Origin of the sequence: Nocardiopsis potens DSM 45234, from assembly GCF_000341105.1 — a bacterium.
GTDB classification, from domain to species: Bacteria; Actinomycetota; Actinomycetes; order Streptosporangiales; family Streptosporangiaceae; genus Nocardiopsis_A; species Nocardiopsis_A potens.
On record NZ_ANBB01000002.1, the window covers coordinates 226,882 to 251,398 of the forward strand.

Annotated in this window: 19 protein-coding genes and 1 pseudogene; 18 read left to right on the plus strand and 2 right to left on the minus strand. The window is 73.7% G+C overall.

The features are described 5' to 3' along the window. Positions 1-39: 39 nt before the first annotated feature. From mraY to D459_RS0101430, 13 genes are all read left to right on the plus strand, one after another. Positions 40-1,044 carry a phospho-N-acetylmuramoyl-pentapeptide-transferase gene (mraY, locus tag D459_RS0101370; protein ID WP_051065295.1) on the plus strand — a complete coding sequence of 335 codons (1,005 nt, stop codon included), beginning with the start codon at positions 40-42 and terminating at the stop codon, positions 1,042-1,044. 73 nt (positions 1,045-1,117) lie between these two features. Beyond that, positions 1,118-2,575, plus strand: coding sequence for a UDP-N-acetylmuramoyl-L-alanine--D-glutamate ligase (gene murD / locus D459_RS0101375; protein ID WP_017591193.1), 1,458 nt, complete (start codon positions 1,118-1,120; stop codon positions 2,573-2,575). A gap of 192 nt (positions 2,576-2,767) precedes the next feature. Next, positions 2,768-4,207 (plus strand): putative lipid II flippase FtsW, encoded by a 1,440-nt coding sequence (gene ftsW / locus D459_RS0101380; RefSeq protein ID WP_020380015.1) that lies wholly within the window; start codon positions 2,768-2,770, stop codon positions 4,205-4,207. Then, complete coding sequence (gene murG, locus D459_RS0101385) at positions 4,204-5,367, plus strand: undecaprenyldiphospho-muramoylpentapeptide beta-N-acetylglucosaminyltransferase (protein WP_017591195.1); 1,164 nt, start codon at positions 4,204-4,206, stop codon at positions 5,365-5,367. The genes ftsW and murG overlap by 4 nt, the downstream gene beginning before the upstream one ends. Then, complete coding sequence (murC, locus tag D459_RS0101390) at positions 5,364-6,791, plus strand: UDP-N-acetylmuramate--L-alanine ligase (RefSeq protein WP_017591196.1); 1,428 nt, start codon at positions 5,364-5,366, stop codon at positions 6,789-6,791. The genes murG and murC overlap by 4 nt, the downstream gene beginning before the upstream one ends. 41 nt (positions 6,792-6,832) lie before the next feature. Beyond that, positions 6,833-7,630: a cell division protein FtsQ/DivIB gene (locus D459_RS30360; RefSeq protein ID WP_017591197.1), complete on the plus strand. Its 798-nt coding sequence runs from the start codon at positions 6,833-6,835 to the stop codon at positions 7,628-7,630. A gap of 418 nt (positions 7,631-8,048) precedes the next feature. After that, positions 8,049-9,500, plus strand: coding sequence for a cell division protein FtsZ (ftsZ, locus tag D459_RS0101400; RefSeq protein WP_017591198.1), 1,452 nt, complete (start codon positions 8,049-8,051; stop codon positions 9,498-9,500). A 107-nt stretch (positions 9,501-9,607) separates the two neighbouring features. Further along, positions 9,608-10,333, plus strand: coding sequence for a peptidoglycan editing factor PgeF (gene pgeF, locus D459_RS0101405; protein WP_017591199.1), 726 nt, complete (start codon positions 9,608-9,610; stop codon positions 10,331-10,333). A 46-nt stretch (positions 10,334-10,379) separates the two neighbouring features. Further along, the gene (locus D459_RS0101410) at positions 10,380-11,120 is read left to right on the plus strand and encodes a YggS family pyridoxal phosphate-dependent enzyme (RefSeq protein ID WP_017591200.1); all 741 of its coding nucleotides are present in this window, start codon (positions 10,380-10,382) and stop codon (positions 11,118-11,120) included. Positions 11,121-11,244: 124 nt separating this feature from the next. Continuing rightward, positions 11,245-11,766 carry a cell division protein SepF gene (locus tag D459_RS0101415; protein WP_017591201.1) on the plus strand — a complete coding sequence of 174 codons (522 nt, stop codon included), beginning with the start codon at positions 11,245-11,247 and terminating at the stop codon, positions 11,764-11,766. A gap of 36 nt (positions 11,767-11,802) precedes the next feature. After that, positions 11,803-12,102, plus strand: a complete 300-nt coding sequence (locus D459_RS0101420) for a YggT family protein (RefSeq protein WP_017591202.1) — start codon at positions 11,803-11,805, stop codon at positions 12,100-12,102. A 129-nt stretch (positions 12,103-12,231) separates the two neighbouring features. Beyond that, a complete protein-coding gene (locus tag D459_RS0101425; RefSeq protein ID WP_017591203.1) occupies positions 12,232-13,113 on the plus strand; it encodes a DivIVA domain-containing protein in 882 nt (293 codons plus the stop codon). A gap of 52 nt (positions 13,114-13,165) precedes the next feature. Beyond that, a complete protein-coding gene (locus tag D459_RS0101430; protein ID WP_026119958.1) occupies positions 13,166-14,812 on the plus strand; it encodes a hypothetical protein in 1,647 nt (548 codons plus the stop codon). Positions 14,813-15,642: 830 nt separating this feature from the next. Here the strand turns inward: D459_RS0101430 and D459_RS30365 are convergent. Beyond that, positions 15,643-16,884: pseudogene (locus tag D459_RS30365) on the minus strand (ISL3 family transposase); the annotation flags it as partial. Between the two features lie 163 nt (positions 16,885-17,047). Between D459_RS30365 and D459_RS0101440 the strand changes: the two are divergent. Continuing rightward, the gene (locus D459_RS0101440; RefSeq protein ID WP_017591205.1) at positions 17,048-17,563 is read left to right on the plus strand and encodes a DinB family protein; all 516 of its coding nucleotides are present in this window, start codon (positions 17,048-17,050) and stop codon (positions 17,561-17,563) included. 723 nt (positions 17,564-18,286) lie between these two features. Here the strand turns inward: D459_RS0101440 and ileS are convergent. Continuing rightward, positions 18,287-21,469, minus strand: a complete 3,183-nt coding sequence (ileS, locus tag D459_RS0101445) for an isoleucine--tRNA ligase (protein WP_017591206.1) — start codon at positions 21,467-21,469, stop codon at positions 18,287-18,289. Between the two features lie 407 nt (positions 21,470-21,876). Between ileS and D459_RS0101450 the strand changes: the two genes are divergently transcribed. From D459_RS0101450 to D459_RS0101465, 4 genes are all read left to right on the plus strand, one after another. Then, the gene (locus tag D459_RS0101450; RefSeq protein ID WP_017591207.1) at positions 21,877-22,134 is read left to right on the plus strand and encodes a hypothetical protein; all 258 of its coding nucleotides are present in this window, start codon (positions 21,877-21,879) and stop codon (positions 22,132-22,134) included. A 244-nt stretch (positions 22,135-22,378) separates the two neighbouring features. Then, positions 22,379-22,873 carry a TraR/DksA family transcriptional regulator gene (locus D459_RS0101455; RefSeq protein WP_017591208.1) on the plus strand — a complete coding sequence of 165 codons (495 nt, stop codon included), beginning with the start codon at positions 22,379-22,381 and terminating at the stop codon, positions 22,871-22,873. An 86-nt stretch (positions 22,874-22,959) separates the two neighbouring features. Next, on the plus strand, positions 22,960-23,493 hold the full coding sequence (gene lspA / locus D459_RS30370; protein WP_017591209.1) for a signal peptidase II: 534 nt from the start codon (positions 22,960-22,962) through the stop codon (positions 23,491-23,493). After that, complete coding sequence (locus D459_RS0101465; protein WP_026119960.1) at positions 23,490-24,416, plus strand: RluA family pseudouridine synthase; 927 nt, start codon at positions 23,490-23,492, stop codon at positions 24,414-24,416. Before lspA ends, D459_RS0101465 begins: the two co-directional genes overlap by 4 nt. The last annotated feature ends 101 nt before the right edge of the window (positions 24,417-24,517 follow it).

Sequence of the window (24,517 nt, forward strand, 5' to 3'; positions counted from 1 at the left end):
ATCGCGGCGGGCATCTCCCTCATCGTCTCGCTGCTCATCATGCCGAGCCTGATCCGGATCCTCTACAGGTTCAAATTCGGCCAGGAGATCCGGGACGACGGCCCCGAGGGCCACAAGACCAAGCAGGGCACGCCCACCATGGGCGGCATCGTCATCATCCTGGGCGCGGTGCTCGGCTACTTCGGCTCGCACCTGGCGATGATGTCCAAGCCGACCGTCTCCGGCCTGCTGGTGATCTTCCTGTTCGTCGGGATGGGCTGCGTCGGCTTCCTGGACGACTTCATCAAGATCTACAAGCGCCGCAGCCTGGGCCTGCGCTCCGGCGCCAAGATGCTCGGCCAGACCATCGTGGGCGTCGGCTTCGCCGTCGGCGTGACGATGTTCCCCAACGGCTACGGCTACACGCCCGCCTCCCCCCAGCTGTCCTTCCTGCGCGACTTCGGCCCCCCGCTGATGCTGGGCGTCTTCGTGCTCTGGGCGCTCTTCCTGATCGTCGGGTTCTCCAACGCGGTGAACCTCACCGACGGCCTGGACGGCCTGGCCACCGGCGCGACCATCCTGACCCTGGTCTCCTACGTCATCATCGGCAACTGGCAGCTGCGGCAGAGCTGCAGCGAGGCGCTGCTCTCCCCGAACTGCTACCCGGTGCGCGACCCGCTGGACCTGGCCGTGGTCGCCGCCGCGGCGCTGGGCGGCTGCATCGGCTTCCTCTGGTACAACGCCCCGCCCGCCAAGATCTTCATGGGCGACACCGGTTCGCTGGCGCTGGGCGGCCTCATCGTGGGCCTGGCCATCACCACCCGCACCCAGCTGCTGCTGCTCATCATCGGCGGCCTGTTCGTGCTCATCACCGCCTCGGTGATGCTGCAGGTCAGCTCGTTCCGGCTGACCGGGAAACGGATCTTCCGAATGGCGCCGCTCCAGCACCACTTCGAACTCAAGGGGTGGGCGGAGACGACCATCGTGATCCGCTTCTGGATCATCCAGGGGCTGCTGGTCGGCATCGGCATCGGCCTGTTCTACCTGGAGTGGGTGCCGAGGTAGCCGCGGCGGAGCGGCCGAGCCGAGGAACGGTGCCGGGGCTGCCCGGCGAGAGCGAGCGAGTCGAGAAGTGGCGATGACTGAGAAGAACACCGCAGACCCGGCCGAGGGCGGCGTCCCCGCCGGGAGCGGCGGGACCGCGGTCCCGGCCGGCGGGCACGTGTGCGTCGCGGGCGTCGGGGTCTCCGGCCCGCCGGTGGTCCGCGCGCTGCTCGCCCGCGGCCTCCGGGTCACCGTCGTGAACAGCACCGACGACGAGCGGGCCCGGGCGGCCGCCGAAGGGCTGCGCGCGGCCGGCGCCGAGGTGGTGCTCGGCTCCGACGACCTCCCGGAAGGCGCCGCGCTGGTCGTCACCTCCCCGGGGTGGCGGCCGGACGCCCCGCTGCTCGCCGCGGCGGCGCGGGCCGGCGTCGAGGTCATCGGCGACGTGGAGCTGGCCTGGCGGCTCAAGCCCGCCGGCCAGGTGTGGCTGGCGGTCACCGGCACCAACGGCAAGACCACCACGGTGCGGATGCTGGAGGCGATGCTCCGCGCCGACGGGCGGAACGCGCTCGCGGTGGGCAACGTCGGCACCCCGATCATCGACGCGGTGCTGCCGGACGCCTCCGGGGCCGTCCCCGACGTGCTGGCCGTGGAGCTGTCCAGCTTCCAGCTGCACTGGTCGGAGTCGCTGCGCCCGCACGCCGCGGCGGTGCTCAACGTCGCCCCGGACCACCTCGACTGGCACGGCGGCTTCGACGCCTACGCCGAGGCCAAGGGCAAGGTGTACGCCCCGGGCACGATCCGGGTGGCCAACACCGCCGACGAGGTGTCGGTGCGGCTCGCCGCCGCCGGCGACGCCTCGGCGCCGCTGGTCGGCTTCGGCCTGGGCACCCCCCGCCCCGGCGAGCTGGGCGTGGTGGAGGACCTCCTCGTCGACCGGGCCTTCACCGCCGACCGGCGGAGCACCGCCGAGGAGCTGGCGTCGCTGTCCGACGTCCGCCCGGCCGCCCCGCACCAGGTCGCCAACGCGCTGGCCGCGGCGGCGCTGGCCCGCGCCGCCGGGGCCGCCCCCGGCGCGGTCCGGGCCGGCCTGGCCGCCTTCGGCCCCGAGCCGCACCGCATCGCGCCGGTCGCCGAGGTCGGCGGGGTGCTCTACGTCGACGACTCCAAGGCGACCAACACGCACGCCGCCGCCGCGTCGCTCTCCGCCTACGACCCCGTGGTCTGGATCGCCGGCGGGCTGCTCAAGGGGGCCGAGGTCGGCGGCCTGGTCCGCGCGGCGGCGCCGCGGCTGCGCGCCGCGGTCCTCCTCGGCCGGGACCGGGACCTGCTCCGCAAGGCCCTGGACGAGCACGCGCCCGGCACCGCAGTGGTGGAGGTCGCCGCCACCGGGGCCGAGGCGATGACCGAGGTGGTGGCCGCCGCGGCCCGCCTGGCCGAGCCGGGCGACACCGTGCTGCTGGCCCCCGCCGCCGCCTCCATGGACATGTTCCCCGACTACAACGTCCGCGGGGAGCGCTTCGCCGAGGCCGTGCTGGCCCTCCCGCGCTGACCCCGGCACCGCCGCCCCGGTCCCGCCGCACCCGGCGGGGCCGGGGCGGCGGCGCATGCGCGGCCCGTTCCGCCCCGGCCGGGTGAGAAAAACAGAAAGCGGCCCGACACGCGCGATATGTCCGCCGCCGCCGGTCCCGTTCCCGCCAGACTTGGTCGACGCTGGAGAACCGTGTCGCGGCGGAGGTGGGGAATGGCTGCGGTGCCCCGAGGGGGAGCGCCCAAGACACTCGGGGCGGCCAGGGGCGGACCCGCGCGGCCCGCCCCGGCGGCGGGGCCGCGCGGCGGCGGAGGGCCGCCCGGGCGCGGACCGGGAGGGGGCCGGCTGCGGCGCGTCTCGCGGCTCCTGGACCGCCCGCTGACCTCCTACTACCTGATCTTCAGCAGCTGCGCGCTGCTCATCGCGTTCGGCCTGACCATGGTGCTCTCCTCCTCCATGGTCGACTCCTACACCGAGACCGGGTCGGTCTACAGCCTGTTCCAGAAGCAGGCGGTGGCCGCCGCGATCGGGCTGCCGCTGATGCTGCTCGCCTCGCACCTGCCGCTCAAGGTGTTCCGGGCGGTCGGCTACCCGGCGATGCTGCTCTCGGTGGCGCTGCTGGTGCTCACCGTCTTCAAGGGCGAGGCCTACAACTCCGGCGCGGTGCGCTGGCTGGAGATCGGCGGCGTCACCGTCCAGGCCTCGGAGCCGGCCAAGCTCGCCTTCGTGCTGTGGGGCGCCTCGGTGCTGGCCCGCAAGGAGGAGCTCAAGGAGCTCAAGGAGTGGCGCCAGCTGCTCTTCCCGCTGATGCCGGGCTGCGGCGTGCTGGTGCTGCTGGTGCTGCTCGGCACCGACCTGGGCACCACCATGGTGCTGCTCGCCATCTTCCTGGCCATGCTGTGGGTGGTCGGGGCGCCGGGCAAGCTGTTCGTCGGCATGTTCGGGCTGGTCGCCACCCTGGTCGCGATCATGATCGCGGTGGAGCCGTTCCGCATCGCCCGGGTGACCTCCTTCCTGGACCCCGAGGCCGACCCGACCGGCTCCGGCTTCCAGGTGCTGCACGGCCTCTACGCGCTGGGCACCGGCGGCCTGTTCGGGGTGGGCATCGGCGGCAGCCGGGAGAAGTGGGGTTTCCTTCCCCACCCGGAGAGCGACTTCATCTTCGCGATCATCGGCGAGGAGTTCGGGCTCGTCGGGACCCTCGTCGTCGTCGGACTCTTCGGTGTCCTCGGATACGCTGGTCTGCGCGTCGCGTCGCGCACCCGCGACCCGTTCGCGCGCCTGGCGGCCACCGCGCTCACCGTCTGGATCGTGCTGCAGGCCCTGGTCAACATCGGCACCGTGATCGGCCTGATGCCGGTCACCGGCATCCCGCTGCCGCTGGTCTCGGCGGGAGGCTCGTCGCTGATCCCGACCCTGCTCGGGATCGGGGTGCTGCTGGCCCTGGCCAAGACCGAGCCGAAGGCGCGCCGGGCGCTGGCCGCGCGCGGTCCGGGCCGGGTGCAAAGGGCTCTAAGCTGGCTTGGCCTGGACGACGCGCAGGGCCGACCCCGACCGGCGGGTGCGTCGCAGGCGCACACGCAGGCCGCGGGCGAGCCGCGGCGCACGAAGGAACACGCGCAGGTCCAAGCGAGGAGGAATCGGCGACGATGAGGGTAGCCCTCGCCGGAGGCGGCACGGCCGGGCATATCGAGCCCGCGCTCTCCCTGGCAGATGCGCTGCGGCGCATCGACCCCGACACGCAGATCGTCTGCCTGGGGACCGAGAGGGGACTGGAGACCCGCCTGGTGCCCATGCGGGGGTACGATCTCGGGCTCATCCCGGCCGTTCCCCTGCCCCGCAAGCTCACCCCGAAGCTGCTCCAGGTGCCCGGCAAGCTGGCGAGCGCGATCAGCGCCGCCGGGGACCGGCTGGACGAGCTCCAGGCCGACGTGCTGGTCGGCTTCGGCGGGTACGTCGCCACCCCCGGCTACCTGGCGGCCCGGCGCCGCCGCCTGCCCATCGTGGTGCACGAGGCCAACCCGCTGCCCGGGCTGGCCAACCGGCTCGGCGCGCGGCTCACCCCGCACGTCTTCACCGGCCACCCGCACACCGAGATCCGCAACGGCCGCTACGTCGGCATCCCGCTGCGCCGGCAGATCTCCACGCTGGACCGGCTCGCCATGGGCGACAAGGCGCGCGCCCACTTCGGGCTCCGCTCCGACCTGCCCACCCTGCTGATCTTCGGCGGCTCCCAGGGCGCCCAGGCGGTCAACGAGGCCGCGTTCCAGGCCCAGCCGGCCTTCACCGCCGCCGGCGTGCAGGTGCTGCACGTCGTCGGCCCGAAGAACGCCGAGGAGCCGGAGGACCGCACCGTCGACGGCGTGCCCTACGTCGCGGTGCCCTACGTCGACCGGATGGACATCGCCTACGCCGCCGCGGACATGGCGATGTGCCGCTCCGGTGCGATGACCTGCGCCGAGCTCACCGCGGTCGGGCTGCCCGGCTGCTTCGTGCCGCTGCCGATCGGCAACGGCGAGCAGCGCCTCAACGCCGAGCCGGTGGTCGAGGCCGGCGGCGGCCTGCTCATCGACAACGCCGACCTGACCGCGCAGTGGATCGCCGAGACCCTCATCCCGGTGCTCACCGACACCGACCGGGTCGTCGCCATGTCGGAGGCGGCCGCCTCGATGGGCCGCCGCGACGCCGACATGGAGCTGGCCCGCGAGGTCATGGCGATCGCCCGCGGCGAGCGCCAGGGCGAGGCGCCCGCCGCCCTCGACTCCGACGACGAGGACGGCGCCTACTTCGACGACGGGAAGGACGCCCGATGAGCCTGGTCCCCCCCACGGAGCCGCTGCCCGTGGAGAAGCTCGGCCGGGTGCACTTCGTCGGAATGGGCGGCGTGGGCATGTCCGGCATCGCCCGGATCCTGCTGCAGCGCGGCACCGAGGTCTCCGGCAGCGACGCCAAGGACGGCCCGGTCCTGCGCGAGCTGGAGCGGCTCGGCGCCCGGGTGCACGTGGGCCACGCCGCCGAGCACGTCGGCTCCGCCGACACCGTGGTGGTCACCTCGGCCGCCCGGGAGGACAACCCGGAGCTGGCCGAGGCCCGCGCCCGCGGGCTGCGGGTGCTGCCCCGGGCCGCGGCGCTGGGCTCGCTGCTGCTCGACCGGACCGGCGTCGCGGTCGCCGGCACGCACGGCAAGACCACCACCACCTCCATGCTCACCGTGGTCCTGCAGCACCTCGGGGTCGACCCCGGCTACGTCATCGGCGGCAAGCTGGTCACCACCGGCCTGGGCGCCGACGCCGGCTCCGACGACGTGATCGTGGCCGAGGCCGACGAGAGCGACGGCTCCTTCCTGATGCTCTCCCCGCAGGTCGCGGTGGTCACCAACGTCGAGGCCGACCACCTGGACAACTACGGCGGCCTGGAGGAGATCGAGGCGAAGTTCGCCGCCTTCACCGAGCGGGTGGGCCGCGCGGTGATCGCCGGCATCGACGACCCGGGCGCCCGCGCGCTCGCCGAGACCGCGCGCGCCCGCGGGCTGCGGGTGCGCACCTACGGCGAGTCGCCCGACGCGGAGTTCCGGGTCTCCGGGATCACCGCGGACGGGTTCGCCACCCGGTTCGCCCTCACCCCGCCCGGCGGCGACCCGCTGGACTGCGCCCTGGCCGTGCCCGGCCGGCACAACGTGCTCAACGCGGCCGCGGCGATCGCGGTCGCCGACGAGCTCGGCCACGACCCGGAGGTCGCGGTCGGCGGCCTCGGCGACTTCACCGGGGCGGCCCGCCGCTTCGAGCTCAAGGGCGAGGCGGCCGGCGTCGCGGTCTACGACAGCTACGCCCACCACCCCACCGAGATCGCCGCGGACCTGAAGGCGGCCCGCGCCGCCCTGGACTCCCGGGCGGAGGGGGAGGGCGGCCGCGTGGTCGCGGTGTTCCAGCCGCACCTGTACAGCCGCACCCGGATCTTCGCCAAGGAGTTCGGCGAGGCGCTGACCCTCGCCGACGAGGCCGTGGTGATGGAGATCTACGGCGCCCGGGAGGACCCCGAGCCCGGCGTCACCGCGGAGCTGATCACCGGCGCCGTCGGCCACCCGCGGGTGCACCCCGCCCCGAGCCGGCAGCAGGCCGTGGTCGCCGCGGCCGCGCTCGCCGGACCGGGCGACATCGTGCTGACCATGGGCGCGGGCGACGTCACCGAGCTGGGCCCGCTGATCGTGGGCGCGCTGGAGGCGAAGGCGGCGGGCTGACCCGCCCGGGCGGAACGGCGGACCGAGGGGGAGGGGCCGCGGTGGCAGGCGGCACGGTCAGGACCGGCGCGGGCGGGGCACCGCCGCGCCGCAGGGCGGACCCGTGGAAGGTCGCCTTCATCGTGCTGCTCATCGTGGCCCTCCTCGGGGCCGCCGGGTACCTGCTGCTCGGCTCCCGGCTGCTGGTGGTCCGCGAGGTCACCGTCTCCGGCCTGCACCGGATGGACCGGGACGAGGTGGTGCGGGCGCTGGCGGTGCCCACCGGCACCCCGCTGGCCCGGGTCGACACCGAGGCGGCCGCCCGGCGGGTGGAGGGGCTGCGCCTCGCCGAGTCGGTCCGGGTGGAGCGGGGCTGGCCCGCCGAGCTGCGGGTCCGGGTCGAGGAGCGGACGCCCGAGCTGGCCGTCGGCGCCGACGGCGGATACCGCCTGGTCGACCAGGACGGGGTGCGGATCTCCGACACCGAGTCCCTCCCCGAGCGGTACCCGGTCGCCTCGGTCCGGGGCGAGGTGGAGGGCAGTGCGGGGATCGCGGCGGCCGCCGGGATCGCCGAGGCGCTGGACGGCGCGCTCCCGGTCCGCCTCGTGCGGATCGACGCCCGGGACCCCGACGCCATCGTCCTGGAACTGGACGGCGGCGCCGAGGTCGCCTGGGGCGACGGCGAGGGCGCCGAGCACAAGGCCCGGGTGCTGGAGGTGCTGGCGGAGGAGCACCCGCCGGCCGAGGGGCGGCGCTACGACGTGAGCGCGCAGGACATGGCGGTGGTGGGGCGCGCCGAGCCCTCCCCGCGGCGGAGCCCTTCGGAAGAGCCGTCGGAGGAGCCGGAGGAGCAGGGCTGACCCGTTCCGCTCCGGCGGGAGGGCCGGGCGGGTCCCGCCGATCGGGGCCGCCCGGAATCCGCCCGGCTTTCCAGATGCGACGCGCCGAGCGCCGCATCGCTTCCGGACGCGACACGCCGTTAGGCTGATCCCCAGGTTGGTTGCCCGTCGGCTGGCCTCGGCCTACTGTCGGGAGTCGAACCTTTGGTTGACATAAGTATGGACTCGAAGCGTTAGGGGAGAAGGATCCGAAGTCCCCCCGGACTCGGACATCCCTCCCCAAGGTGGCCGGACCGGCGGCGGTCGGCGGGGCGGCCACCTGAAGTAAGACTGTAGAACCGGACAGCCGGTCCGCCCGACCGCCGCCGGGGAGCGGCCCACGCCGCGGCCGCGGCGGTTTCGGAGCGGTCGGCGGATGCGAGCGGAAAGGCCCCTCGTCGTGGCAGCACCGCAGAATTACCTCGCGGTCATCAAGGTCGTCGGCATCGGCGGCGGCGGCGTCAACGCCGTGAACAGGATGATCGAAGAGGGACTCAAGGGCGTCGAGTTCATCGCCATCAACACCGACGCTCAGGCGCTGCTCATGAGCGATGCCGACGTCAAACTGGACGTGGGCCGCGAGCTCACCCGGGGGCTGGGCGCCGGGGCCGACCCCGACGTCGGCCGGAAGGCGGCGGAGGACCACCGGGAGGAGATCGAGGAGGTCCTCAAGGGGGCCGACATGGTCTTCGTCACCGCGGGTGAGGGGGGCGGAACCGGAACCGGGGGCGCCCCCGTGGTCGCCAACATCGCACGCTCACTGGGCGCCCTGACGATCGGTGTCGTGACCCGCCCCTTCGGATTCGAGGGCAAGCGGCGCGCCACCCAGGCCGAATCGGGGATAGCGATGCTCCGCGAGGAGGTGGACACCCTCATCGTGATCCCGAACGACCGGCTGCTGTCCATTTCGGACCGGCAGGTCAGCGTCCTGGACGCGTTCAAGGCCGCCGACCAGGTGCTGCTCTCCGGTGTCCAGGGCATCACCGACCTGATCACCACCCCGGGCCTGATCAACCTGGACTTCGCCGACGTGAAGTCGGTGATGCAGGGGGCGGGGTCGGCCCTGATGGGCATCGGCTCGGCCCGCGGGGACGACCGCGCCGTCGCGGCCGCCGAGATGGCCATCTCCTCGCCGCTGCTGGAGGCCAGCATCGACGGCGCCCACGGCGTGCTGCTGTCCATCCAGGGCGGCTCCGACCTGGGCCTCTTCGAGATCAACGAGGCGGCCCAGCTGGTCGCCAACTCCGCGGCGCCCGAGGCCAACATCATCTTCGGCGCGGTCATCGACGACGCCCTCGGCGACGAGGTGCGGGTCACCGTCATCGCCGCCGGGTTCGACGAGCCGAGGGTCGAGGCGCCCAAGCCGCCGGCCGCGGCCGCGCGCCCGCCGGCACCGGTCGAGGCGCCGCCGCGCGCCCCGGAGCCCCAGCGCGAGCAGCCCGAGCCGGCCCCGGCCCCCGAGCCGGTCCGCCCGGTCCAGGCCGACCCGCGGCCCGAGCCGGAGGCGGTCCGCCCGGTCGAGCCGGCGCCGGTGCGCGAGGAGCCGCCGGCCCCCGCCCCGGAGGCGGTGGCGCCGGAGCCGCCCGCGCCCGCCCCGGAGCCGCAGGCCCCGGCCGAGCCGGAGGTCCGCGAGGCGCGCGCCGCCCAGCCCGCCCCGCAGCCGGCCCCGGAGGAGGACGAGGCGGCGCAGCGCCCCCGCCCGGTCCACCCGATCGGTGAGGGCGGCTACGGCCAGGGCCGCCGCACCGGGACCGACGGGGCCTTCTCCCGCGCGTCCGACGTGCCCACCCCGCGGCGCCGGGTCATCTTCGACGACCCCGACGACCTGGACGTGCCGGACTTCCTGAAGTGACGCGGCCGGCGTAGCGCGGCCGCACGGGCGTACCGGCGGCGGGACATCCCGCCGCCGGTACGCTTTTTCGCGTCGCCACCCGCCCGACCGCTGGAGATGCCCCGAAGATGAGTGCCGCTTTCGAACTGGTGCCGGGAGTGCTGGCCGGCTTCACCGGCCGCTACGACGGAGGGGTGAGCGCCGCCCCGTTCGACACCCTCAACCTGGGCAAGGGCGTGCCCGACGACCCGGAGGCGGTGGACCGCAACCGGGCCGCCGCCGCGGAGCGGTTCGGCTTCGACCACCGCCGGGTGGTCTGGATGGACCAGGTGCACAGCGCCGACGTCGCGGTCGCCACCGGCCCCGGCACCGTCGGCAGGGTGGACGCGGTGGTCACCCGGGAAGAGGACCTGGTGCTGGCCGTGCTCGCCGCGGACTGCCTGCCGATCCTCGCCGCGGACCCGGAGGCCGGGGTGGTCGGGGCCGCGCACTCCGGGCGGGCCGGCACGCTCCGCGGCGTCGCCCCCGCGCTGGTCGCGGAGATGGTGCGCGGCGGCGCCGAGCCGGACCGGATCTCGGTCGCGCTGGGCCCGTCCATCTGCGGCTCCTGCTACGAGGTGCCCGCCGAGATGCGGGACGAGCTGGCCGCGCACACCCCGGAGGGGGCCGCCACCACCCGGAAGGGCACCCCGGGCATCGACATCCGGGCCGCGGTCGCCGCGCAGCTGCGCGCGGCCGGTGTCGGCCACATCACCGAGGACGGCCGGTGCACCTACGAGACCGAGGGGCTCTTCTCACACCGGCGCGGCGCGCCCACCGGGCGGCTGGCGGGCTACGTGTGGCGGGTCCGGTGAACCGCGGACCGGCGGAAGAGCGCAGAGCGGAAGGGAAGAGGAGAAGATGAGCGGGGCAGAGGCCGAAGAGGACCCGCGGCGGCGCGAGCGGATCGCGGAGAACCTGCGCGCGGTGCGCGAGCGGGCGGCCACGGCCTGCGAAAAGGCCGGCCGGCCGGCGGAGGATGTGACCATCATCGCGGTCACCAAGACCTACCCCGCCTCCGACGTGCGGATCCTGGCCGGGCTCGGCGTCACCGACGTGGGCGAGAACCGGGACCAGGAGGCGGCGCCCAAGGCGGCCGCCACCGCCGACCTCCCGCTCACCCGGCACTTCATCGGCCAGCTGCAGACCAATAAGGCCAAGTCGGTGGCGCGCTACGCCGACATGGTCCACTCGGTGGACCGGGAGCGCCTGGTCGCGGCGCTGGGCGCACGTGCCCGGCTGGAGGGCCGGGAACTGGGCTGCCTGGTCCAGGTCGACCTCGACCCGGGCTCCGCGGCGGGGGTGATCGGCCCGCGGGGCGGCGCCGACCCGCGCGACGTGCCCGCGGTCGCCGACCGGATCGCGGCGGAGGAGGGCCTCGTCCTGAGCGGCGTGATGGCGGTCGCGCCGCTGGGCGGAGACCCCGCGGAGGCCTTCGCCCGGCTTCGCACGGTCGCGGAGGACATCCGGGCTCGCTACCCTCAGGCGAGAGTGGTGTCCGCCGGGATGAGCGGAGACATGGAGGCCGCCATCGAGAACGGCGCGACACACCTGCGGGTGGGTACGGCGTTGCTCGGCGATCGGGGGCCGAACGTGGGGTAATGTCCCCACATGGACCTTGGCGCCCATCTGTCGAATTCGCCCGCCGCACGGGCATCGGCGGATCCAGGCGGACTCAATGAAGTCTTCTGCGGTGCCGCACCACAGGGACGACGGAGGACATGAGATGGCCGGCGCGATGCGCAAGATGGCGGTCTACCTCGGCCTCGTGGAGGACGACCGCTACGATCACCGCTATGCGGACGAATATGATGACTTCGACGACCTCGACGAGGCCGTCGAGGACAGGCGGGACCGGGAGACCGACCCGCATGGCGGCGACCCTCGCACCGACGCCGTGAGCGACGGCGGCGACCAGGCCGGCCCCGGCGGCGAGCGCCGGGCCCCGGCGGCGTCGGCCAAGGCGGACCTGGCCCGGATCACCACGCTCCACCCGCGCACCTACAACGAGGCGCGTACTATCGGAGAGCACTTCCGGGAAGGCATACCGGTGATCATGAACCTCACCGAGATGGTCGACAGCGACGCCAAGCGGCTGGTCGACTTCGCGGCGGGGCTCATCTTCGGCCTGCACGGTGACATCGAGCGGGTGACGAACAAGGTGTTCCTCCTGTCCCCGGCTAATGTTGAGGTGACCGCTGAAGACAAGGCACGGATCGCTGAACGAGGGTTCTTCAATCAGAGTTAGACCGCAGCCGTACACAGATTGGGTCGGGGAACGACCGTGGCCATCGCCCTGAACATCGTCGCCATCATCCTGCAACTGTTCATGCTGGTGTTGATCGGGCGGCTGGTGTTCGAGCTGGTCCAGTCCTTCTCTCGGTCGTGGCGTCCGTCGGGCTTCTCGCTGGTGCTCGCCGAGACCGTCTACACGATCACGGACCCGCCGCTGAAGTTCCTTCGGCGGTTCATCAAACCGGTCAGGCTGGGCAGCGTGGCCCTGGATCTGAGCTTCACCGTGCTCTTCATCATCGTGGTGATCCTGCTCCAGGTCGCGCGTTCGGCCGCAGTGACCATGGCCTAGCCACTACTTCATATCGGACGGGTAAGCTCCGGATCCGATATGTGGTCTTGGTCATGATCCGGATTGCCGTAAGGTCACGATCAGGTAGCGTCCCTACGGATAAAGTCCAAGCGCGCCAAGGAGACGAACATGCCGCTGACACCCGCGGATGTGCGGAACAAGCAGTTCAGTACGACCCGGCTACGGCCGGGCTATGACGAAGAAGAGGTCGACGCCTTCCTCGACGAGGTCGAGTCCGAGCTGGACCGGCTGATCCAGGAGAACGAGGAGCTGCGCGGCAAGCTCGCCGAGTGCCTCCGCGGCAAGGTGCCCAACGCCGGCATGCAGGAGTTCCAGCAGCCGCAGGAGCAGATGCAGCCCGAGCCGCCGCAGCCCGAGCCCGCCCCGGCCCCGGCCCCGCCGCAGGTCGAGCAGCCGATGCCGGCGATGGCCGCGAACATGGGCCTGCCCGGGTCCGAGGAGAACATGGACACCGCCGCGCGGGTCCTGGCCCTCGCCCAGCAGACCGCCGACCAGGCCATCTCCGACGCCCGCCGCGAGGCCGACGAGACCCTGGGCCGCGCCCGCCACGAGGCCGACGACATCCTCGGCAAGGCCCGCCGCCAGGCCGAGCAGATCGTCAACGAGGCCCGCGCCCGCTCGGAGAACCTGGACCGGGACGCCCAGGAGCGCCACCGCCAGGTGATGGGCTCCCTGGTGCAGCAGCGCGAGGAGCTGGAGCACAAGGTCGAGGTCCTCAAGGACTTCGAGCGCGAGTACCGCGCCCGCCTGAAGGACTACTTCGAGCGCCAGCTGCGCGAGCTCGCCGAGGGCGGCAACGAGCCGACCGCGCCGCCGAACCTGAACACCACCGGCGGGTTCCAGACGATGGCCGCGCCGACCGGCGGTGCTCCGGCGATGCAGCACGGCCCCGCGGGCGGCCCGGGCACCAACCCGTTCGCCCAGCAGCAGCCCGAGCCGGCCCCGCACGGCGGTTTCCACCCGGGTGAGGCCCCGCACGAGCGCCGCTAGAGCACGTGCAGCATTCGGATTCCCTGTGTAGGTAAGGCCCTCTCGACCCGTGTTGATCCTGTGCAGTCTGGCCGCTCTCGCAGCGGCGCTGCTTCTCATCGTGATCGCCGTCGTGCTCGCCGAAGTGAGCCTGGTGTACATCGCCATCGGCCTCGGCTGTGCGAGCGCGGTGCTGCTCGTCGCCGAGGCGGTCCGCAGCCGCAAGACGCTGCTGGAACCGGCCGGTGCCGGTGGGAGGATCGGCGCGGAGGCGCGCAGCGCGCCCGCGGGCGCGGCCGTGCGTACGGACGGTTTGGGGAAGGCGTCCGTACCCGCGGCCGGCCAGGTGCCGGCCGCCGCGCCCGGGTCCGAGGGGCCCAGGGGGTCCGTCCCGTCCGCGGGGCCGTCACCCGCGCCGGTCGATGCACCGGTGCGGGTGGCGACGCCCTCGGAAGAGCCGGCCGACCAGCGCGTGCCGGCCCCCCGCGAGACGGGGGAGGCCCCGCCCGACCGGCCGGACTCCGGCCCGGCCGGTCGCGCGGACGACCCCGTCGAACCCGGGGCCGCCGAGTCGGCCCCGGTCGCCCCCCAGGTTTCTCCCGCCCCCGGTGCGGACCGCACCGCGGGTGAGGAGCCCCCGCTCCCCGAGCCCGAGCCGCTTCCCGAGCTCGATCCGCTGCCCACGGCCCTGGACTCCCCGGAGGCCGCTCCCCGCACCGCCGAGGCCCCGGCCGAGGCGCCCGCGGAGCGCGGCGGAGAGCCGGAGGCAGAGGAATCGGAGCGGCCGGAGCGGTCGGCCCCGGAACCGCCGGGCGCGGACACCGCCTCCGAGGCCGAGCCGCCCGCTCCCGAAGCCGGAGGGGACGGCTCCGAGGACACCCCGGACGGCGCCGCTCCGGAGACCGCCTCCGAGACCGCCGAGGACACCGAAGACCCCGAGGACGCCGAAGGCCCCGAGGACGCCGAGGAGCCTGAGAAGGCCGCCCCGGCCGAGGCGGCCGCAGAGCAGGACGCCCCCGAGCAGGACGCCGCTCCCGCAGACCGGGAGGACCCCGAAGGGGCCGGCCCGGCCGGAGCGGACGCCGAAGCCTCCGCCGTGGCCGCTCAGGAGGCCGCCCCCGCCGCCGAGCGGGAGGACGGGCAGGAGCCCGCAGACCCGGACGAGGAGCCCGAGGAGGGCCCCGAGGCCGAGGCCCGGACCGACATCGGGACCGAGGCGGAGCCGGAGAGCGCCGGCACCACCGGCACCACCGGAGAGCGGGACGCCGCCGAGCGGACCGAGGACGCCCCGGCCGCCGAGCAGGCGGAGGAGGCCGACCGGGAGGACCCGGCCGGGTCCGGGACCGCCGAGGACGCCGCCTCCGAAGAACCGGCCGGAGAGGCCGCCGGGACCGAGAAGGCCGGTGCGGACTCCGGAACCGCCGAGGAACCGGAGGCTCCGGCCGCCCCGGAACCCGAGGCCCAGGCGGCCGAGGAGGCCGAGGCGGCCACGGAAGGGGGCGGTTCCGCGGAGCGGACCGGCTCCGGGCCCCGCGAGGCCGCGGACACCGCCGAGGACCGCCCGGAAGACTCGGAGAAGACCGAGGGAACGGCGGACAGCGCGGACAGTGCGGACGCCGGGAGGGGCGACGACTCCTTCTCGGCCTTCGTCGCCGGCCTCCGCGACAAGAACGGCGCGGACGGCACGGAGAACGGGAAGCCCACCTCCGACCCGAGCTGACCCACCTCTTCCACGACCCCCGAGCGCCCGAGGATCCCGCCAGGACCTCCTCCGGCGGCGGCCCGAGCCCCGGCTCAGCCCTGCCCGCCTTCCTGCCCGGGCGCGGCGCCTCACGGGGCCGGGGTTCAAGCAGGCGGCGAGGGCGGCGGTGGGGACCGGCCGGTCGGTCCGGCGCGGCGCTCCGCGGAGCGAAGGTCAAGACGGGCGGCGACGGCCCAGGAAGGGGCGGAGCGGAGGCGGTCGCCCGGGCGCGGCGCCCCGCGGAGCGAAGGTCAAGACAGGCGGCGAGGGCGGCGGTGGGGACCGGCCGGTCGGTCGGGTGCGGCAGAGCGGGTGGGGCCGGTCGGGGCGGGCCGGGGTGGCGGGTTCGCCGTTCCCGCGTCGCCCGGGCGCCGGGGCCGGCCGCCCCTGAAACCGCCGCACCTCCCTGACCTAGATGAATACGCAGGGTGATGGTGGAGTGGGGCGCCCTGCGCACCGCGAGAGCACCCCGGTGATTCCCGGGCGCGCATCCCGGGCCGGATCGGGCCCCGGTAGGCCCAAACGGCCCCGATCGGGCTAGCGATGAGGGGTTCGAGCCGCCCGGAAGACCGAGATACAGGGGGCCGGAACCCAGGAAGAGCAGGGGCGGGGGCGAGATGTCGCTTTTGCCCTCCCGGAAGGCCCCGCTTTGGCCACTCTGGGTAACTGATAAGGGAGCGATGGGGGTCTGGGGGCTTACTACTCGCCGGTAGATGCAATCGGGGTGCCGTCGAGGTGCGCAGGGCGCCCCCGCGCTCGCCCGATCCTTGCCGCAAACCGGGCATACAGGGATAAGGGGCTCTTCGTAATCGAGGGTGTAGTTGGGGTCGGAAGCCGCCTGTCTCGAGTAGTGATCTGGCGATGTAGTTCGTCAGGTTGCGGAAGCCGAGGGCGGAGCCGCGGAGGTGTTCGAGGCGGCCGTTGATCGCTTCGGTGGGGCCGTTGGATGTGCCGGGCCGGTCGAAGTAGGCGAGCACATCGGCGGCGTGCTTGGTCAGGGTGCGGCCGAGCGTGATGATCTCCCTGAACGGGCTGGGGACGCCTCGGCTGATCGACTCGATCAACTGCCTCATCAGCTCGCGGCCCCGGGTTCGGCCGGGCTCACGGTAGGCGGCGATCATCCGCTGGTAGATGCCCCCGGTGGCTTCGACCTCGACGTGGGCGTCGGCCGCGAACAGCTCCGTCAGCCGGTGCTGCTGGGTCTCGGTGAGCAGGTCGGCGCCGGTGTGCAGGGTGCGTCGCGCGGCATACGGTGGATCGCCGGTGCGGCCTCGGTGCCCGTGGGGGGCTTGCTGGACCCGGCGCCGGCACTGATCCAGGGCGTCGCCTGCCAGACGGACGACGTGGAAGGGGTCCAGCACCGGCACAGCCTCGGGTAGCTCTGCGGTGGTGGCGGTCTTGAACCCGGTGAACCCGTCCATCGCGACGACCTCGATATTGTCGCGCCAGGCCTTGAACGCATGTTTGGAGCGGCCGGCGACCATGTCCAGAAGCCGCGCCGGCCCGGTGCCGTCGCGGATCGGCGTCAGGTCGATGATCACGGTCACGTACTCGTCGCCCCGCCGGGTGTGCCGCCAGACGTGCTCGTCCACGCCGATGACCTGCACGTCGTCGAAGCGGTGCGGATCGTCGATCAGGACCCGGCGGCCCTCGGCCAGGACCGCGTCGTCGGCGGTGTTCCACGAGACCCCCAGAGCGTCGGCGACGCGGGCGACACTCAGGTGTTGGCACACCAGGGCTTCCAACGCCCACCACAGGCCACGTCGCGACAGCGTCGCCCGCGGCTCGGCGGCCCGCGACGTGTCCTGGCGCCACACGTGACCGCACCCGGTGCACCGGTATCGGCGGAGGCCGACCTCCAACACCGTGGGCCGCCACCCGAACGGCTCGTGCGCCAACCGCCGGACCACCGTGTCCCTGGCCGCGCCAGGGCATCCGCAGCGACGACACCATCTAACCCGGCACCGGAGGATCGCCCGATCGGGCTCCGACCGCTGCCCGAGCACTTCGAGCCCGAGATCATCGAGACGAGCGAAGGTAGCGTCAGACACGTCGAGGTCTTCCAGATGGACGGCATAGTCACCTCCATCCTCGGGAGGCCTCGCCCCCTACCCGGCCACCAGACGCGCCGACCGGACCACACCCTCAACTGCGACTGCGAAGAGCCCGAATAGCCTCCGGTGCGAGGGGCGGCCCGCGTGCTACGTTCGGGCCATGACCAGACCCAGTGAGATCCTCGGCAGCGTGTTCGCCGCCAGCGAGCGCGAGCAGCTCGAGACGTTCCTGGATTACCTGCGCGACGCCGTCGTGCGCAAGGCCCGTGGGGTGTCGGAGGAGGACGCCCGGCGCAGCCCGGTGCCGACCGGCACCAACCTCGGCGGCCTGATCAAACACCTGCGGTGGGTGGAACTGGGCGGGTTCGCCGAGCAGATCGGGCAGATCCCCGCCGCGGAGCTGCCCACGCCGCCGTGGACCGACGCAGACCCGGAGGCCGACCTGCGGCTGGAGCCGAACGAGAAGCTCGACGACGTCATCGCCGCCTACCAGGCGGAGTGCGACCGCTCCCGCGAGATCGCCGCCCAGCACAGCCTCGACTACGCCGTCACCACACCGCAGGGCAGGGAGCTGACGTTGCGGTGGGTGTACCTGCACGTGATCCTGGAGACCGCCCGGCACGCGGGCCACGCGGACATCCTGCGCGAGATGATCGACGGCAGCGTCGGCGACTGACGGCTCGCGGCGCGTCGTCGGTCCGTGTTCCGGTCGTCGGAGGCGGCGTTACACCGGTATCGGCGGAGGCCGACCTCCAACACCGTGGGCCGCCACCCGAACGGCTCGTGCGCCAACCGCCGGACCACCGTGTCCCTGGCCGCGCCCGGGTGTCCCTACCGCTGCCGTCGCTGCCCGTCTGAACCTGTGCCCTGTGGGGCGCCGCGTCGGACCGGCCGGCCGGTCCCCACTGCCGCCGTCGCCGCCTGTATGAACCCTGGCCCCGTGGGGTGCCGCGCTCGGGCGACCACCTCTGCCCCGGCCCCGCCTCTGCCGTTGGTGCCTGCTTGAACCCTCACCCCGTGGGGTGCCGCGCTCGGGTGAGGTCTGCGCCCCGGTCCTGCCTGCGCCGTCGCTGCCTGCTTGGACCCCGACCCTGTGGGGCGCCGCGTCGGACCGGTCGGCCGGTCCTCTCCCTACCTGTCCTCTGGCGTGCGGTGCTGCAACGGACACTGGAGACCACCGGCTTTGAAACGGCAACGACGTCAAGGTCATCGGGAGAGGCGGAGGACGGGGCGGAGGAGGAGAGCGCCTTTCTCCGGTCCCGCCGGGGGCCCGTCGCAGGGACGCCGGCGGAACCGGGTCCGCCGGCGTCCCCGGGGGCGGGAAGTGCGGCGCCCGCCGCCCCCGGGCGGGACGGCGGGCGCTCTGCCTCGGGCCGGTCGGCCGCTGCGCGCGGGGCGGTCAGGCCTTCCGGATCCAGAAGGTCAGGCCGAACTCCGCGGAGGTGACGGTGTGGCCGCCGTCGCCGTCCCCCTCGCCCTGGGCGAAGGAGGAGGCGAGCACCTCCGACGCGATGGAGCGGGCGTGCTCGGCGAGCGCCTTCGCGGTGACCGGGTCGGTCGCCGACCAGGTCAGCGCGATCCGGTCGGAGATGTCCAGGCCGCTGGACTTGCGGGCGTCCTGGACCAGCCGGACCACCTCGCGGGCCAGCCCGGCGCGCTGCAGCTCCGGGGTGATCTCCAGGTCCAGGGCGACGGTCTCGCCGTTCTCCCCGGCCACCGTCCAGCCCTCCCGCGGCTGCTCGGTGATCAGCACCTCCTCCGCGCTGACCTCCACCGGCTCGCCCTCGACCTGCACCTGGGCCCAGCCGGTGGAGCGGACCGCATCCACCAGGCCCTTCGCGTCGGCCGCGCCGATCGCCTTGGCCACCAGCGGCGTGCGCTTGGCGAACCGCTTGCCCAGCGCCCGGAAGTTCGGCTTGACCGTGTAGTCCACCAGGTCGCCGCCGACCGAGGAGAGCGGGTCCAGCTCGCCGACGTTGAGCTCCTCGGTGATCTGCGCGCGCAGCTGCTCGGGCAGCGCCTCGAAGCCGGCCGCGCCGACCAGCGCCCGGGAGAGCGGCTGGCGGGTGCGGACCCCGGAGTCGACCCGGGCCGCGCGGCCCAGCTCGACCAGCCGGCGCACCAGGGCCATCTGCTCCGACAGCCCGGCGTCGATCAGCCCGGCGTCGGCCTGCGGCCAGGAGGCCAGGTGGACCGATTCCGGGTCGCCCTCCCGGCGCAGCGCGTGCCACACGTGGTCGGTGAGGAACGGGACCATCGGCGCGAGCAGCCGGGTGACGGTCTCCAGGCTCTCGTAGAGCGTCGCGAACGCGGCGGCGCCCTCCGGGGTGGCGGCGCCCGCCCAGAACCGGCGGCGGGACCGGCGCACGTACCAGTTGGACAGGTCGTCGATGAACGCGGTCAGCCGGCGGCCGGCGCCGGTGGTGTCGAACGACTCCATGGCGGCGTCGACGTCGGCGACCACCTGGTTGAGCTCGGAGAGCAGCCAGCGGTCCAGCAGCGGGCGGTCGGCCGGGGCCGGCGCCTCGGCGAGCCGCTCCGGGCTCCACCCCTCCCCGGCGTTGGCGTAGAGGGTGAAGAAGGAGACGGTGTTGTAGTAGGTCAGCAGGACCTTGCGGACGATCTCCTCCAGCGCGGCGTGGCCCACCCGCCGGGCCGCCCACGGGGAGCCGCTGGCCAGCATGAACCAGCGCAGGGCGTCGGCGCCGTGCCGCTCCATCACCGAGATGGGCTCCAGCACGTTGCCCAGGTGCTTGCTCATCTTGCGGCCGTCCTCGGCGAGGATGTGCCCCAGGCAGACCACGTTCTCGTAGGAGGACCGGCCGAACACCAGGGTGCTGACCGCCATCAGCGAGTAGAACCAGCCGCGGGTCTGGTCGATCGCCTCGCAGATGTACTGCGCCGGGAAGTTCTCCCGGAAGACCTCCTCGTTGCGGTGCGGGGCGCCCCACTGGGCGAACGGCATGGAGCCGGAGTCGAACCAGGCGTCGATCACCTCGGGCACCCGGTGCGCGGGGGAGCCGCACTCCGGGCAGTCCAGCACCACGTCGTCCACGTAGGGGCGGTGCGGGTCGAGCGCGCTCAGGTCCCGCCCGGCCAGTTCACCCAGCTCGGCGAGGGAGCCGACCACGGTGACGTGCTCGTCGGCGCACTGCCAGACCGGCAGCGGGGTGCCCCAGTACCGGCTCCGGGAGAGGGCCCAGTCGATGTTGTTCCGCAGCCACTCGCCGAAGCGCCCCTCCTTCACGTTCTCCGGGTACCAGGAGGTGGCCTCGTTCTGCGCCAGCAGCTCGTCCTTGACCGCGGTGGTGCGGATGTACCAGGACGGCAGCGCGTAGTAGAGCAGCGCGGTGTGGCAGCGCCAGCAGTGCGGGTAGCTGTGCTCGTAGGCGAGGTGCCGGAAGAGCAGGCCGCGCGCCTTCAGGTCCTCGACCAGCGCGGCGTCGGCCTCCTTGAAGAACTCCCCGCCGACCAGGCCGAGGCCCTCCTCGAAGGTGCCGTCGGCGCGGACCGGGTTGACCACCGGCAGGCCGTAGGCGCGGCCCACGGCCATGTCGTCGGCGCCGAACGCGGGGGACTGGTGCACCAGGCCGGTGCCGTCCTCCACGGTGACGTAGTCGGCGAGCACCACGAAGTGCGCCGGCTCGTCGAACGGGACCATCTCGAAGGGGCGCTGGTAGGTCCAGCGCTCCATCTCGTTGCCCTCGAAGCGCTCCCCGGTGAGGCTCCACCCCTCGCCGAGGACCTTCTCGAACAGCGGCTCGGCCAGGAGCAGCCGCTCGGTGCCGTCCGTGGCCACCACGTACTCGACGTCCGGGTGGACCGCCACCGCGGTGTTGGAGACCAGGGTCCACGGGGTGGTCGTCCAGACCAGCATCGAGGTGGGCCGCTCCGGGGAGGCCAGCGGGCCGGAGGTGACCGGGAACCGGACGTAGACCGACGGGTCGGTCACCGTCTCGTAGCCCTGGGCCAGCTCGTGGTCGGAGAGCGTGGTGCCGCAGCGCGGGCAGTACGGGCTGATCCGGTAGTCGCGGACCAGCAGCCCCTTGCCGTGGATCTGCTTGAGCGCCCACCAGACCGACTCCACGTACTGCGGGTCCATGGTGCGGTAGGCGTCGTCCATGTCGACCCAGTAGCCCATCCGCCGGGTCATCTCGGAGAACGCGTCGACGTGCCGGAGCACCGACTCGCGGCAGCGCCGGTTGAACTCGGCGACGCCGTACTCCTCGATCTGCTTCTTGCCGCTGATGCCGAGTTCCTTCTCGACCGCGACCTCGACCGGGAGCCCGTGGCAGTCCCAGCCGGCCTTGCGGTCGACCCGGAAGCCCTTCATCGTCTTGAAGCGCGGGAAGACGTCCTTGAAGACGCGCGCCTCGACGTGGTGCACACCGGGCTTGCCGTTGCCGGTGGGCGGGCCCTCGTAGAAGACCCAGCCGACGCCGTCCCGGGTCTGCTCCAGGGAGCGTTCGAAGACCTTCTGCTCCGACCAGCGCTCCAGGACCTCGCGCTCGACCGCGGGCAGGTCGATCTGCGCGGGCAGGGCCGGGAACGGGCGGGGGCCGGAGGGGTGATCTGGTGACACGTGCTGCCCTTTCCATCAGGATGCCGACCTGATGGAGGGACGAGGCCGAGGCCCCGCGGTACCACCCTCCTTGGGGGCCTGCGCGAGCGCCCCCCACTTCGTTGTCCGCGGCGCGCCGCCGCGGTGCCGGTTCTACTGGGCCCCGTTCGGGGCCGTTCTTCCGGCGGCTCAGGGGTGATCTTCGCGGCGGTCATGCCCCCGGGCTCGCACCGTCCCCGGGTCGCTTCAGGCTGTGGTCCGCCGGTACTCGTCCCCGTCGAAGCCCGGCTCTGGGAAGAGGATAGCCCACCGCGGGGCCGGGGTCCGGCCGTTCTCCCCGAGGGGCGGTGCGCGGCGGCGCCGGGGCATACTGGCGGCCGGGGCGCCGCGGGCCGGGACGGGCGCGGAGAGCGGAGAAGGAGGGGCGGATGAGCCGGGAACCCGATGCCGTGCTGGTGACGCTGCACGACCGGGAGGACGCCGAGGAGCTGGCCGAGCAGCTCCTGGACCAGGGGTACGCGCCGTGCACGGTGCACCGGGACATGCTGGCCGGCGAGGACGACGCCGAGGACGTCGACTGGGTGATCGAGGTGCGGGTCGGCCCGCACGGCGGCTCCGCCCTGTTCGACGAGCCGCACCTGGCGCTGCTCGCCGAGGACTACGGCGGGTTCGCGGTCTCCGGCTGACCCGCCGCCGGGGGCGCCGCGGGCCGCCCCGGGGCGGCGCGGGGGGTCGCGGACCGGGAACGGGGAACATATCGGGGAAAGAAACGCGATGCCGTGTTCCGCCGTGGTCGATTGATTCGTCCGGCGGTGCCGCCTAAGCTCCCTCCCACCGTGCGGGGCGTGCCCGTGCAGCGGGTGTCTTCGCACGTCGACAGGGGGATCGGCGGGCCCGGTGAGGCCGGGCCCGGAAGACGAGGGGGAACCCATGGCGGCACCGACGACGGCGGCGGGGGCGGCGGTCGAGGAGGACGGCCCGGCGGGGAGCCGCGGGGCCGGGGACGAGGAGCGCCGGGGCGTGACCGAGGTGAGGGTGCCGCCCGCGCGGTCGGGTGAGGACCCGTGGACCGCGGAGGAGCTGGCGGAGGTGCGGGCCTCCCTGGAGGCCGACGTGGTCCGGCTGCGCGAGCAGCTCGCCGAGGCCCAGTCGGAGCTGGCCGAGTGGTCGGCCGACGCGGTCTCCAACGCGGGGGACGACCCCACCGACACCGGGGCCAAGGCCTACCAGCGCGAGCACGACCTCGCACTGTCCTACAATACTCGTGACCTGCTCGCCCAGAGCGAGCGGGCGATCGGACGGATGGACGCCGGGACCTACGGGGTGTGCGCCTCCTGCGGCCAGGCGATCGGCAAGGCCCGACTCCAGGCCTACCCGCGGGCCCTGCTGTGCGTGACCTGCAAACAACGCGAGGAGCGTCGCTGACTGACGTAGAGCCCTCCGGGGACGAACAACGAACGGGGGACGCGCCCGCCGCGACGAAGCCGCGGCGGTTCGTCCTGGTACTGGCCGTGGCGGCCGTCTCACTGGCCCTGGACTTCGCCACCAAGGAACTGGTGCTGGCGCGGTTCCAGCCGGGCGAGCGGCTCCCGGTCGTCGGCGAGCTGCTGCAGATCACCCTGATCTTCAACCCCGGCGCCGCCTTCTCCATCGGCACCGGGATGACCTGGGTCTTCAGCCTGATCACCATCGGTGTGGCCGGCTACATCATCGGGATGTCGCGGAAGCTGCGCAGCCTGCCCTGGGGCGTCTCGCTCGGCCTGATCCTCGGCGGCGCGCTGGGCAACCTGGTGGACCGGCTGTTCCGCCCGCCGGCGCCGCTCCACGGCCACGTGGTCGACTGGATCCAGCTGCCGCACTGGCCGGTGTTCAACCTGGCCGACTCCAGCCTGGTGGTGGGCAGCGCCCTCGCCGTGCTGCTGGCCTTCCGCGGGATCAACATCGACGGCACCCGGGAGGGCGACGCCGGGCCGGAGGAGAAGGCCGGGACCGAGAGCGAGAGCGCCTCCGAGGAGTCCTCGGAGGAGAAGGGGGACCGCCCGTGAGCGACCACCGCAGTATGCCGGTCCCCGACGGACTGGAGGGCGACCGCCTGGACGCGGCCATCGCCCGCATGTTCGGGCTCTCCCGGACCCGCGCCGCCGAGCTGATCTCGGCCGGCGAGGTCAGCGTGGACGGCGCCGCCGCGGCCAAGTCCGACCGGGTCCAGTCCGGGTCGTGGCTGGAGGTCACCCTGCCCCCGCCGCCGAGCGCCCCGGTGCCCCGGCCGGAACCGGTCCCGGGCCTGAAGACGGTCTACGAGGACGCCGACATCATCGTGGTCGACAAGCCCATCGGCGTGGTGGCCCACCCCACCGTGGGCTGGACCGGCCCGTCGGTGCTGGAGGGCCTGCTCGCCTCCGGGGTCCGGCTGACCACCAGCGGCGCCGCGGAGCGGCAGGGCATCGTGCACCGCCTGGACGCCAACACCACCGGCCTGATGGTGCTGGCCAAGAGCGAGGCGGCCTACTCGGTGCTGAAGCGGGCGTTCAAGGAGCGCACCGTGGACAAGCGCTACCACACGCTGGTCCAGGGCCACCCCGACCCGCTGCGCGGCACCGTCGACGCCCCGATCGACCGGCACCCCTCCGGGGACGGCCGCTTCGCGGTGGTCGCCGGGGGCCGCCCGTCGGTCACCCACTACGACACGGTCGAGGCGTTCCGCGCCGCCAGCCTGCTGGAGATCAAGCTGGAGACCGGGCGCACCCACCAGATCCGGGTGCACATGTCCGCGCTGCGCCACCCCTGCGTCGGCGACCGCCTGTACGGCGCGGACCCGACCCTGGCCGACCGGCTGGGTGTGCGGCGGCAGTGGCTGCACGCGGTCCGCCTCGGCTTCGACCACCCGACCGAGGGTCGGCCGGTCGAGTTCGAGAGCGGCTACCCCGAGGACCTGGAGAAGGCCCTGGAGCTGCTCCGCGAGGACTAGCCCGGCCAAGGCGGGCCACCCGCCCGCCCGAGCCGATATGACCGGGCCCCGTCAGAGCGCTCTGACGGGGCCCGGTCATATCGGCAGGGGGGGGGCCCCGG